At 46.2% G+C, this 13394-nt stretch carries 9 protein-coding genes; 2 read left to right on the plus strand and 7 right to left on the minus strand.

Annotated features, from left to right (window positions below):
• Positions 1 to 242: 242 nt before the first annotated feature.
• A complete protein-coding gene (locus DVY93_RS02300) occupies positions 243 to 1247 on the plus strand; it encodes a lipoate--protein ligase (protein WP_230708776.1) in 1005 nt (334 codons plus the stop codon).
• A gap of 32 nt (positions 1248 to 1279) precedes the next feature.
• On the opposite strand, the gene DVY93_RS02305 is transcribed toward DVY93_RS02300, so the two are convergent.
• Positions 1280 to 2485: a serine hydrolase domain-containing protein gene (locus DVY93_RS02305; protein WP_230708778.1), complete on the minus strand. Its 1206-nt coding sequence runs from the start codon at positions 2483 to 2485 to the stop codon at positions 1280 to 1282.
• A 449-nt stretch (positions 2486 to 2934) separates the two neighbouring features.
• The gene (locus DVY93_RS02310) at positions 2935 to 5067 is read right to left on the minus strand and encodes an NADPH-dependent 2,4-dienoyl-CoA reductase (protein WP_230708779.1); all 2133 of its coding nucleotides are present in this window, start codon (positions 5065 to 5067) and stop codon (positions 2935 to 2937) included.
• Positions 5068 to 5511: 444 nt separating this feature from the next.
• Here DVY93_RS02310 and DVY93_RS02315 point away from each other — a divergent pair, with 444 nt between their 5' ends.
• Positions 5512 to 7176: an AMP-binding protein gene (locus DVY93_RS02315; protein WP_230708781.1), complete on the plus strand. Its 1665-nt coding sequence runs from the start codon at positions 5512 to 5514 to the stop codon at positions 7174 to 7176.
• 113 nt (positions 7177 to 7289) lie between these two features.
• Here the strand turns inward: DVY93_RS02315 and DVY93_RS02320 are convergent, their stop codons facing one another.
• From DVY93_RS02320 to hemA, 5 genes are all read right to left on the minus strand, one after another.
• Positions 7290 to 7709: a DUF6691 family protein gene (locus tag DVY93_RS02320; protein ID WP_230708783.1), complete on the minus strand. Its 420-nt coding sequence runs from the start codon at positions 7707 to 7709 to the stop codon at positions 7290 to 7292.
• A 77-nt stretch (positions 7710 to 7786) separates the two neighbouring features.
• The gene (locus tag DVY93_RS02325) at positions 7787 to 8224 is read right to left on the minus strand and encodes a YeeE/YedE family protein (RefSeq protein WP_230708785.1); all 438 of its coding nucleotides are present in this window, start codon (positions 8222 to 8224) and stop codon (positions 7787 to 7789) included.
• A 173-nt stretch (positions 8225 to 8397) separates the two neighbouring features.
• Positions 8398 to 9534 carry an aminotransferase class V-fold PLP-dependent enzyme gene (locus DVY93_RS02330; RefSeq protein WP_193005938.1) on the minus strand — a complete coding sequence of 379 codons (1137 nt, stop codon included), beginning with the start codon at positions 9532 to 9534 and terminating at the stop codon, positions 8398 to 8400.
• A 280-nt stretch (positions 9535 to 9814) separates the two neighbouring features.
• Positions 9815 to 11122: an RNA-guided endonuclease InsQ/TnpB family protein gene (locus tag DVY93_RS02335; RefSeq protein WP_230708787.1), complete on the minus strand. Its 1308-nt coding sequence runs from the start codon at positions 11120 to 11122 to the stop codon at positions 9815 to 9817.
• A 535-nt stretch (positions 11123 to 11657) separates the two neighbouring features.
• Positions 11658 to 13058, minus strand: a complete 1401-nt coding sequence (gene hemA / locus DVY93_RS02340; protein ID WP_230708788.1) for a glutamyl-tRNA reductase — start codon at positions 13056 to 13058, stop codon at positions 11658 to 11660.
• Between the last annotated feature and the right edge of the window lie 336 nt (positions 13059 to 13394).

A 13394-nucleotide genomic window follows, 5' to 3' on the forward strand; every position in this document is an offset into this window, starting at 1 on the left:
TCGACAAGTTAGATACAAGCAGATAGCAGGATTAGCTCCAACAACTAACCATTCCTCCAAAAAACTACAAATTACCTTCTCCAAAATCTAATCAAAATCCCCCGCTCTACCCCGATATTCAAACCCTAAAAGCATCCTCCCTACCACACAGCCATTGAATTCCAAACTTGCATCGGCAACAATACCAGTATCTATTTATAATACTCAATCTAGAAGAACCATTCGAGAAAAAGGACACACAAATGAACCTGCGCATCTTAAAATCAAGCGTTACCAACCCTTGGTTTAACCTCGCCACCGAGGATTGGATCTTTCAAGCACTTGACGCAAATTCACACACTCTATTTTTATGGCGCAACAGTGAAACCGTGGTCATTGGACGCTCGCAAAACCCATGGGTGGAATGTAAAATTGATAAGATGGAAGCAGATGACATCTTTTTGGCGCGGCGGCAGAGCGGCGGTGGCGCGGTGTTTCATGATTTGGGCAATACTAACTTTACCTTTTTATCACCTAAGGACAGCTACGACCAAGACGCGAACTTTACCATCATCATCAATGCGCTAAAGAAGTTAGGCATAGAGGCGGATTTATCTGGGCGTAACGACATGCAGGTCGGTGATAAGAAAATATCAGGCAGCGCTTTTAAACATGCAGCAGATCGCAGCTTTCACCACGGGACATTACTGGTCAATGCCAACATGCAAAAGCTGGGCGATTATCTCAATCCACATCCGCTAAAACTCAAAGCCAAAGGCATCAAATCTGTACGCGCGCGTGTCGCTAACCTGAAAGAGTTTAACGAAGACATCAATCACGAGAGGTTATCCGATGCCATCATCGAAGCGTTTTGTGAATATTATGGTGACACTGCGCCAGTAGAAGAACTCGATGAAGCCAGCCTCGCCAAGCAGCCGGCGCTCAATAAATACTATCAGCAAATGGCAGACTGGGAGTGGCGCTTTGGCAAAACCCCTGAGTTTAGCCATCACATCGAGACGCGCTTTGATTGGGGCATTATCGATTTGCACCTTGATGTGAAGCAGGCAGTGATTAGCGATGTGGTTATTTTCTCTGATGCGTTAAACGTTGAATTGATTGATCTGCTCAAAGAGACATTAACGGGTGCTAAATACAATAAGAAAGAGATCAAAGACAAACTTGACGGATTAGCAACAGCGCGACCTGAGTTGGCAGCGCAGGTGGAAGATGTTGAGAAATGGTTGGTTGGGGAGATGGAAGGTTAGAGTTACTGAGTTTGCCTGTCAGATAAGCAATCTCATCCTTCTTCTAATCCAACCAATATTTTTTTGACTTCAGTGACATACTGCCCCAAATCTGGCTCTAAATGAAAGCCCTCTACTGGAGTGGGTAAGCCTTTTTGCTTGCCCAGTCGGACAATAATAGCGTTCTCCTCCGGTAGCACTAGAACCCGTTGTCCCAAATGGCCAAGCATGGCATAGAACGGAACTGGGCTGTCCATATCCGTCCATACCGAGTGGCCGTATGTCTGAGCCTGCCCAGCTGCAAAGGCCGCTGCATTAGGAGTAATCATAAAGTCAACGTGCTCTTTGCTGAGTAGTTGCTCACCTTGCCACTCGCCACCATTCAATAATAACTGCCCAAATTTGGCAAAATCTAAAGCACGGGCATTTAGACAGCAGTATACTTTTTCAATACTCTCTGAGCCGTCAAGCGACCAGTAAGCGTCGCCTTTCATGCCTAAGGGTTGCCAAAACTTCTCTTCTAAGTAACTAGAGAGAGTATAACCGTGAGGTTCTAACGCACGCGACAAAGCAATGCCAAGCATTTGCGTATCACCTGATGAATATTCAAACTGACCACCGCATTCTTCAACAAAATCTCGATTGACCATCTGCTTAACTAAATCATGACCATAATAAGATTCAGCCGTCGGATTAATAGGAAAATAGTAGTCCTCGGTCCAATCATAGCCTGAAGTCATCGCGGATAAATCCGCTAGGGTACAATGCTGCGCGTACTGATTGTCTGTGTATTCAGGCAACCATTTGGTAATCGGCTCATCGACGCTAGCAATATAGCCATCCTCTACCGCTTTTAAATACAGCATGGTCGTCACTGTTTTTGCCATCGAAAAGCTATTGGTATGCGAATCACTGCCGTAGCCTTGCCAGTAATTCTCGTACAGTAGCTTGCCGTCTTTGATAATGGCAAAGGCCACGGTCTCATCGGTATCTAAGGCGTTTTGTAAGGTAGGCGTGAGTTTGACTTGCTCAAAATTAGCGTCTCTATCCCAAGCAATATTGTCTTTTGCACGGATAGTACGATTATCAAAATCCTTATAATCGTCTATATTGGCAGTGCTTTCACCTTTAAGATAAGTGAGTTGTAAGCCGCGAAAGATATAAGCATTGCCGCTCACCACTAAACCCAGACTAATAAGAATGAGTAGGGCTAAAATAGGTAAAACGATCCATTTAAAGAGTGTTTTTAACACTATCATTGCTAAGTCCTTTTAATAAGCATTCGTTATTTAATCAAATTACCCGCAAAATCTAAAAGATGCAAAGCATCATTCCAATCCATGATATAGATTTTGTCTCTAACCATCTCCGCCCCACTTTTACCCTCTTTTTTGACAAAGATAGTAGAACCTGAGTAGCATCCTAGTACATTGCCTTCAGAGTCAATTTTCGATCATTCCAATTCTCTAAACACCCTTCACATCACGTTACTCATGAATATATCGCTGATTATAATTATGGTTAATATTACCAGTCATACTGTCAAAGCTGATGTTTGAGATCGACGCAAGGGTTTTTAGCATACTGATAGTAATTTCAAGTGCGGTAATCCATAGCCACAGCCCGACTAGACACACAGATATAAAAAACGGCAGGAAATTGCTCCCCTACCGTCTGATTTTCTTAACTTCAAACTTCAAGTTAACCCTTAAATCTGAGCGGCAACTTCTGCCCCATCACGAATCGCGCGTTTGGCGTCCAGCTCAGCGGCAAGCTTTGCCCCGCCGATCAGATGGTACTGCGCGTCTGGTGCATCACCGACGTTTGGCATCAGCTCAACCACTGACTCTTGACCTGCGCAGACCACGACACTATCGACACGTAGCAGCTGGGTTTGACCTTGATTATTGGTGATCCAAATCCCTTCGTTGGTGATTTTGTTGTACTGGGCGCCTGATACTTGGATGACACCGTGCGATTTGACATGGGCGCGATGTACCCAGCCTGTGGTTTTATTGAGGCCACTACCCAAGCGACCTTTGGTACGCTGCATGAGATAGACTTGGCGGATCGGTTGTATGGCTTCAGGCTTCGTCAGACCTCCATCGGTTTGATAGTCAGTGTCCTCAGTCACGCCCCATTCTTCACGCCATTCGCTAACCGACTGGGCTTTTGGCCGGTAGTTTGGATCTTTTAACAGCTCAGGACCTAATTCATCAAGTGGCTGGCCGTGGCGCGCCGTGAGATATTCACTGACATCAAAACCAATACCACCAGCACCAATGACGGCCACGGTATCGCCGACAGATTTTTCACCAGAGAGCAGCTCTGCATAGCTCATTACTTGTGGCAAATCAGCCCCTTCAAGCTTACCGATTAAGCTTCTAGGTACGACGCCAGTAGCGACGATGACATGATGGAATTTGGCTTTCTCTAACATGGTTTTATCGACTTTGGTATTGAGTTTAATCTCAACGCCTAAGTGCTCAAGCTCATTGATATAGTAGCGAATCGTCTCAAAAAATTCTTCTTTACCAGGGATAACTTTGGCATAGTTAAATTGCCCGCCCAAGATATCTTTGGCTTCAAACAGCGTCACATCATGACCGCGCAGCGCTGCCACGTGCGCCGCCGACATGCCAGCGACACCGCCACCGATGACCGCCACCTTTTTCGGTTTCTTGGCTTTTTTATAGACCAATTCAGTCTCATAGCACGCTTGCGGATTGACCAGACAGGTCGAGCGCTTATGCTCAAAAGTATGATCAAGACAGGCTTGATTACAGGCGATACAAGTATTGATGCGATCGGCTTGACCGTTTTTGGCTTTATTGACCCAATGCGCATCAGCCAAGAACGGACGCGCCATTTGAATCATATCCGCCTGACCACTGGCGACGATATCTTCTGCTGTGTCTGGCATATTGATACGGTTGGCCGCCATCATAGGAATATTGATGTGCTTTTTAATTTCAGCGGTAAAGTCAACAAAGGCGGCACGCGGCACGCTCGTCACAATGGTCGGTACGCGCGCTTCATGCCAGCCGATACCTGTGTTCATGATGGTCACGCCCGCCGTCTCCAAGGCTTTGGCAACGGTGATCACTTCGTCCATGACATTGCCGTCTTTGACCAAATCAATCACTGATAAGCGAAACAGGATAATAAAATCCTCTCCCACTGCTTCGCGCACCGCTTTCACCACATCGACAGCAAACTTCATACGACCCTGAATATCGCCACCATATTGATCAGTCCGTTTATTCACGTGACGCGATAAGAACTGATTGAGCAAGTAGCCCTCAGAGCCCATGATTTCGACACCGTCGTAACCTGCTTGCTTGGCCAAACGTGCTGAACGCGCGTAATCCTTAACGGTTTGTTCAATATTTTTAATGCTCATCTTACGCGGTTTAAAAGGCGAGATTGGAGACTTTACCGGACTGGCTGACACCACAAATGGATGATAGCCGTAACGACCACTGTGCAAGATTTGCATGATGATTTTGCTGTCATATTTATGGGCCGCTCGGGTGACACGCTGATGATTGATCACATCAGCTTTTGTATTCATGGTGCCACCAGCAGGGAGCAACCAGCCTTCGCGATTGGGTGAGATACCGCCAGTAATCATCATGGCCACGCCACCTTTGGCACGCTCTGCAAAATAGGCGGCCAATTTACCGTAATTATAAAAACGGTCTTCAAGGCCTGTATGCATAGAACCCATGACCAAACGGTTTTTTAACGTGGTAAAGCCCAAATCTAACGGCTCAAACAAATGCGGATAGTGTTCGTTGGTGCTAGCGGTATCAATCATATTGGCTTGGCTGGCTGGCATATCATTTTCCTTATGAATGGGTTGTGAGACTCGGGTGTGCTCATGTTTAGTCTATTTAGATAATTATCGATTGAGTTGGGGATACGCCCTAAACAGGCTATAGGATTTAGCGTTCCTGTCATCGTAACACAACGCTATTATTAACAGCTACGCAGACAAGCGACTGATGAGTGAGCACTATGTTTGTCAAGCGACTTGCTCAGGTTAGCGGATATCAGCAAGCACTAAAAAACATACTCGCTTTTCATATGGCTTTGTCTATAATGGACGGGCAAATATTTATCGTGAACCCCCTATTAGATTGCGACAAAACAGATCAGCAAACTGTCGTCTCAACCCTGTCGTGTCAGTGGCTTAAAAGCCGTGACAGACAGCGAATCTGCCTTTTATAGCAAGTTGATAGCGTGTTCACCGAATTATAAACGCAAGATAAAGGACTATCCCATGACAGATTTTCACACAGGTCTCGGCAAAAACGCTGCCAATCATCAACCGCTCACCCCGATCGATTTTATCATCCGCAGCGCGCAGGTGTATCCTGATAAAACTGCCATCGTCTATGACGACCTAGCGCACAATAATCTGACACAAACATGGCAACAGACCTACGATCGTTGTCGGCAATTGGCAGATGGTCTGCGTAAATTAGGGATTGATAAAAACGACACCGTGGCAGTCATGATGCCGAACACACCCGCGATGGTCGAATGCGCCTTTGGGGTGCCCATGTCAGGCGGCGTGTTATGTACTCTAAACACACGCCTCGATATCAACGCGCTAAGCTTTTGCTTACAGCACTCAGAAGCTAAGGTGTTAATACTAGACAGCGAGTTTGCTGAGCACGCTGAAATGATCGCTGAAGCATTTCCAAAACTAATTGTCATTCATGCGACAGATGCCGCAGTTGATGTTGAGCGCTTTGGACAAATGAGCTACGAAGAATTGGTTGCCAGCTCTGACAGCTTGGACAATTGGGAAAAACCATCGGACGAGTGGGATGCCATTGCTCTGAACTATACTTCTGGCACCACAGGTAAACCCAAAGGCGTGGTCTACCATCATCGCGGGGCGACACTCAACGCCGTATCCAATATCCTTGACTGGGATATGCCAAAACACCCCATGTACTTATGGACGCTGCCCCTATTTCATTGCAACGGCTGGTGTTTCCCGTGGACAATCGCTGAACGGGCGGGCGTCAACGTCTGCTTGCGTAAAATTGACGCTGATTTGATTTTACAGCTAATTGCCAAGCACAAAGTGACCCATTATTGCTCAGCGCCAGTGGTACACAATATGATTGCGGGCGGTAAGCCTGAATATAAAGCAGCGATTAACCATAAAGTGCGGGGCTGGGTCGCTGGTGCACCGCCTTCTGAAACTATGCTTGCTGCCATGGAAGCGATGGGATTTCACATCTCTCACGTCTACGGTCTCACCGAAGTATATGGACCTGTCACCGTCTGCGCTGAGCAAGAAGCATGGGATGCGCTCGATGTCACCGCTCGCGCGCAAAAAAAATCACGTCAAGGTATGAATTCTCATCTCATGACAGGGTTTGAAGTGTTTAAGCAAGGCACCACTGAACCTGTGTCTGCTGATGGTGAAGAGATGGGCGAGTTGGCACTGCGTGGCAATATGGTGATGAAAGGCTACCTAAAAAGCCGTAAAGCAACCGAAGAGGCCTTCGCTGATGGTTGGTTCCGGACGGGGGATTTGGGGGTTAAATACCCTGATGGCTACATCAAAATTATGGACAGACTGAAAGACATCATCATCTCAGGCGGTGAGAACATCTCTAGTATTGAGGTCGAAAACGTCTTATACAAAATGCCTGAGATCCAAAGCTGTGCCGTTGTCGCCGCACCGCATGACAAATGGGGCGAAGTACCAGTGGCCTTTATCGAAATCCATGACGGTAGCACCTTACAGCGCGATCACGTGATGGAGCACTGCAAGCAGCATTTAGCAGGATTTAAAGTGCCTAAATACATTATTTTTGCGGAAATACCCAAAACCAGCACCGGTAAAGTGCAAAAGTTTGAGCTGCGCCAAGCGGCCAAATCATTGGCACACGAAACCCCAAAAGTGACGGCCAGCGCTAAGTAAACTTTTATTATTAAGCGTTAATAACACTGAATGATCACTCAACAAAACGGTCAGACTAATAGCGTTAGGCTGACCTTTTTTATGTATGCTGCAATGATTCAGTCCACTATTTATTAGCCAAGTCTAGGCTCAAGCCACTGATAGACCAGCATGCCGACTATCATCGCTGGAATAAAAACATAAGCCTGCCATTGTCCCGTCCCTAGTAGCACGATACCAGGTCCTGGACAAATACCGACCAACCCCCAGCCGATACCAAACAGCATCGCGCCGATAAGAAGCTTTTTATTGATCGTTGTCTTCGTTGGCATCTCAATCAACGTGCCAATCCAGCTGGTCTGTTGACGCTGAGCCACCTGCACACCCACGATCGCTACCACAAGACCGCCGCCCATCACCAGCGCAAGAGAAATGTCCCACGCCCCAAAAACGTCCAAAAAACCTTGTACTTTAACAGGGTCAGTCATACCCGATATCAGCAGTCCAAAACCGAATAGTAACCCTGCCAGTAACCCAATTATATTTTTTAGCATTGCTCTGTCTCGCTATTATCTTGTATGACGCTATTATCTTGTATGGATAGTGCTAAATACTGTCGCCTACGCGGCTGTTAAATTAAGCTTAAGACATGGCGACCAAGGTAGACGGTCACGATACCAAAGAACATAAAGGTCACTGTCGCTGCCATCGAGCGTGGCGACAAGCGCGCATTCCCGCAGATACCGTGCCCACTGGTACAGCCTGAGCCTAAACGCGTCCCAAAGCCGACCAGTAATCCTGCGCCAATGAGCAAGGGCAAGGAGGTAGTCACCTCTATAGCAGGGAGCGGACTTATCAGACCATATAACAACGGCGACACAACCAAACCCAGTATAAATAGGATCTGCCACGCCTCTACGCGCTTGGGCTTTAGCAAACTTGAAAAAATACCACTGATACCGGCAATACGGCCAATACCCAGCAGCAGTATGACCGTCGCTACGCCCAGCAATAAGCCACCTACCAAAGATATTGGCGTAAATGCTTGCCAGTCTATTTGTACACTCATCATAGTTACCTAAACCAATTTTTATTAAAAGTGGAGTAAAATCATTTTATATAAATACATTATATTATAAAATATAATAAAAAGGTAAAAAAATACTGACCCCAGCGTGACGCTAAGGATCAGTATTGGTATTTAGGCGTTTATCACCCTAACAAACTAATAAGTGACTTAAGTTATTTAGCCAACACTTTTTCGAGTGCGGATTCAAAACGTTGTACCGCCCCGTCTACATCCGTCAGTTTATCTAGGCCAAACAAACCCAAACGGAACGTCTTAAAGTTGTCAGGCTCGCCCACTTTTAAGGGGACACCAGCAGCGATTTGCATTCCTGCTTCAGCAAAAGCACCGCCTTTATGCATATCATCGCGATCAGTATAAGCGACGACCACACCGGGCGCTTCAAAGCCTTCAGCCGCAACGCTCTTAACCCCTTTATTTGCCAATACCTTGCGGATACGATTCCCCAACTGCCACTGTGCATCACACAGTTTATCAAAACCAATTTCTTTGGCCTCATTGACCGTATCGCGGAATTGACGCAAGCTATCGGTGGGCATGGTGGCGTGGTAAGCGTGACCGCCATTTTCATAGGCTCGCATGATGTTCAACCACTGCTTTAAATCTAGGCTAAAGCTATCAGACTCTGTGCTGTCTACTTTTTTAACGGCTGCATCACTGAGCATCACTAGACCGGCGCATGGGGTGCTGCTCCAGCCTTTTTGCGGGGCACTAATAAGGACATCAATGCCCAAATCTTTCATATCCAACCACACGCAACCGGATGCGATACAGTCAATGACCAATAAGCCGCCGACGCTGTGGGCCGCATCACTCAACGCTTTGATATAATCTGCTGATAAAATAATGCCAGATGACGTTTCAACGTGCGGCGCAAAAACAATGGCTGGCTTCTCAGCTTTAATCTTTGCAACGGCTTCATCGATATCCACGGGGGCAAATGGTTTTGGCGACTCGCTTTCGTCAGTGCGATTAGCCGTTAGAACAGTTGATGATTTGGCGATTTTGCCTTTTTCTAAAATTTGCGTCCAGCGATAGCTAAACCAACCGTTACGAATAATCAGGCAGTCTTCATCATTGGCCAATTGACGCGCAACCGCTTCCATCCCATAAGTACCAGACCCTGGTACGATCACCACTGCGTCAGCGTTATACACTGACTTTAGATCGTTAGACAGATCCTTCATGACTTGTTGAAAGACCTTGGACATGTGGTTGAGGGCGCGGTCAGTATAGACCACTGAATACTCTAATAAGCCGTTTGGATCAATATCTTGACGTAATGCGGTCATTGGACGCTCCTAGTTTATTGTTAGATACTTGTATGATTTTTAAATTTTGGCGACAGAAAAATCCATATACTGCCTTCTCTACCATCGCCTTAAGCAATCTCATCCCATACTATTAGCCAATGTGACCACCCCTGTTTTCGAGAGATCACATAGCCCTTAGGTAGCCTAATCGCTAGATACCACAACAGGGGATATGAACTGGATACTAATATTGGTAAGTCTTGACACACTCCCACCACTTTCGCTGCGCTCAAATGGGGGATTCTAAAAGCGTTAGCCTTTAGGCGACTTTCTCACGACCGTCGCAAGTTTTCTGTTTCATCGGGTGACCTTGACTGCATCCTCCCTCCGCAGACAAAACGGCATGTCCTGCCGATAAAATATTTTTAGCTGCATTAATATCAGCGTTGGCTTTATGACCACATTTGACGCACTCGAATTTTGCTTGAGTTTGTCTATTTTCCTTGGCGATATGCTGACAGTTAAAACAGGTTTGGCTGGTGTAGCGTGGGTTTACTTTGATCAGTAATCCACCGCGCCATTGCTGCTTGTACTCAAGCATATTGACCATCATACCCCAGCCTTGATCTAAAATGGATTTGTTTAACCCTGACTTGGCTTTGACCTGACGGCCTTTGTTCTCCATCGACCCACTTGCTGATGTCGACATATTGGCGACTTTTAAATCCTCACAAGCAATCATGGCGTGGTTTTTGCTGATGCTGGTGGTGAGTTTGTGCAAGTAGTCCTGTCTGACATTGGCGATATGATGGTGTAGTTTTTGAATCTTACGGTTGTGCTTTTTCCAGTTTTCACTGAATGTTACTTTTTTTGCCAACCCTCGTTGCAGCTTGGCCAGTTTAACCTGATTGGCTTTAAAGCTGTTTTTGGGCTTGATGTATGTACCGTTTGAGGTGGTGAGTAGTTTTGTGATCCCCATGTCCAAGCCAATGGCGGTTTTCGAGGGGTGAGCCGGCTTTTCGGCCAGTTCGCGCTCAGTGCCAAACGATACGTACCAGTGACCTGACTTCTTGCTAATGGTGACATTCTTGATGACACCGATGATGTCTTGAGACTTTCTAAATTTCACTAGACCAATGCCATTCGGGAGTTTGATGCGATTGCCCTCAACACGGCAGTATTTATCAAACTGAACCAAGCGAATGGAGTCACAGCCATCTGCTTTGCGCTTAAATTGTGGCATCAATGGGCGAAGTTGAATCTCTGTGCCATCAGCCAGTTTAAAGAACTTGGGCTTTTTGGGTTTCTTTTTATTCTCTTTGAGTCTGGCATGTACTTTTGGGTCAAAGAATCGTGACCAAGCCGAGGCAAGATCGCGTACCTTTTGTTGTAAGGTGACGGCATTAGAGCTAGATTTCAGAAAGGCAAAATCAGGATTTTTCTTTAAGCCAACAATTTTATTAACGAGATTGGTGGCATTGATAAACTCATTTTTAGCAAACATCTCAAACGATATTGCCAGCATTTGATTCCAAACAAAACGCGCAGAGCCGACAAGATTATTTAGAATAACCGCCTGCTCTGCAGTAGGCTCAAGCCTAAATTTATACGCTTTGTTGATTTTCATAAATGCTTTCTTTGTTAATGAGTGTGTGTTTGATAACATGCTTATAATACTAGAATTTAAGGGTGTTTATTTCAATGAGTAGGTTGTGTAATACCTGAGTCAAAAAACCAACCAGTGATGCGAAATTCACCTCCACCCTAATGTCGGGTGGAGTCCTCTTTCGCTTTTTTGATAGACGAGAGTAGGACGCAGGATTGACGATATAGTACGTTATCCTAGCGCTATTGCCCTTGGTTATTGTATTTTATGAACTGTAGTGTGATCGTACAAAACATGTGCGCCATTACAAGCGCTACATGGAGGTAGGCTAATAATAACGATCACTAACCACTGATGAGATGAATAAGTATTAGGCTAGAATAAATGTGCTAAGGCTTTTTCAAACTAGCCGATAGCGTATAACAAAAGTTTATCATCGCTTACTATATTCATAACAGTTTGATACTAGCATTGATATTGCAGGTTGACAACGATACGTTTGCGCCTTGATGGCGTTTGCGGCGTGTAGGATTTTTGGCAGTTGAATGGTGGCTATCTATCGGTGGCTACGATGCGCCTCTTGTAATCCGGATACCACAAAGTCTAACAACTCACTGTCGCCTTCGCGGGCAGCCTTACGCATCAGCTTCGATGGCGCGTGTGTCAGGGTTTGGGTCAGGCGCCGTGACAGCTCAGTGATAATGTCCTCAGGGCTAGCATTATTTTGCTGTAGCTTGGCCATGGAATCTTGCAGCAGTTTGTCCACTTGTTCATGGGTGTGCGCCCGATACTGCTGTATATCTTTGCCCACTTGTCGCACTTGAAAGCGACGATCCATCTCAACGACCAATTGACTCACGAGCAGTTCGGCATCGACTGCCGCTTGCCTGCGCTGCTCGATATTGCCCGCAATCACGTGTTGTAGATCATCGACAGAGTACAGATAAACATCGTCGATACGGCTAATGGTCGAGTCAATATCGCGCGGTACGGCTAAGTCAATCATCAGCATTGGCTGATAACGACGACGCTTGAGCGCCTGCAACGTCATGGTTTTATCAATTAATAAATCCATACTGCCACTACAGCTGCTGACAATATCGGCTTCTGCCAGCACTTGTGGCAGGGCTTGTAGGGTTTTGACTTCCACGCGGCGATTGGGATGACGCAGCTCAGCCGCTAGCGCTTCTGCCCGTTCAGGGTTACGGTTACAAATAATAACCCGCCCTACCCCAAGCCCAGCGATGTGTGTTGCAACCAAACGATTCATCTCACCTGCTGCCACGACGAGCAAAGTGCGATTGGGCAAATCGTCAAATATTTGCGTGACTAGCTTGGCCGCCGCAAAACTGAGCGACACAGCCTGTGCCCCAACTTTAGTCTCATTGCGCACCCGCTTAGCCGCCGCAAACACTTGATCGACGATCCAGCCAAGCTGATTACTCAAGGCGTGTTGGTCTTGCGCGAGGTGCACTGAGCGTTTGATCTGGCCAAGTATCTGCGGCTCACCCAATATCATAGAGTCAAGACCTGCCGCGACTCTAAGCCAGTGCGTCAATGCATGGGTATCACGATGCACGTAGAGGTGCGGGTCAATCTCCGTGAGAGATAATTGCTTAAAATTAGCCAGCCAAGTTTTAATTTTGATGATATGAGCGCTGATGGCAGCAGAGGAAAGATGGGCGCTGCTGCTAAACGTACTATTAGAAATGGTCGGTGCGGCAGTTTCAGCCACTTGTGACTCTGAAGATGATACGCCTGGATTTTGCACCGTTAAGGTATGCGGGACAAGCGCATAAATCTCAGTACGATTACAGGTAGAAACAATCACACTACCATCAGTAAAGGCCTCTAATTGTTTAAGAGCGACATTTACATCGTCACCCACAAGCGCCAAGCGCTCTCGTAGAGCGACTGGTGCAGTTTTGTGATTGACCCCAATGACCACTAATCTCATTATTGATAGACCATAAACATGACGCTCACCTGCCAACCCCACTATCTTACTATTGTAAAAAGACACTCTGGGCGACAACGCTGAAAGGAAGACCCTAAAAACCGCTCATTATATCATTATTGCCAGCTTTAATTAACATTCACCCAGCTATGAGAGCTATTTGCTTGTATCTGGGCACAGATGTAACAAAACAACTACTTATGTGATTGATAAAACCAATAGTCGAATTTTAGCGAGCGTCCCCCAAAGATACATAAACTATTCGCTTACTTCACATTAACTTGCTATATTTTCAACGTATTCATGCCAGCACTTATACCTAAGTAAAAGCGCAAA

The sequence above is a fragment of the Psychrobacter sp. CCUG 69069 genome, assembly GCF_021023115.1.
Classification (GTDB): Bacteria; Pseudomonadota; Gammaproteobacteria; order Pseudomonadales; family Moraxellaceae; genus Psychrobacter; species Psychrobacter namhaensis.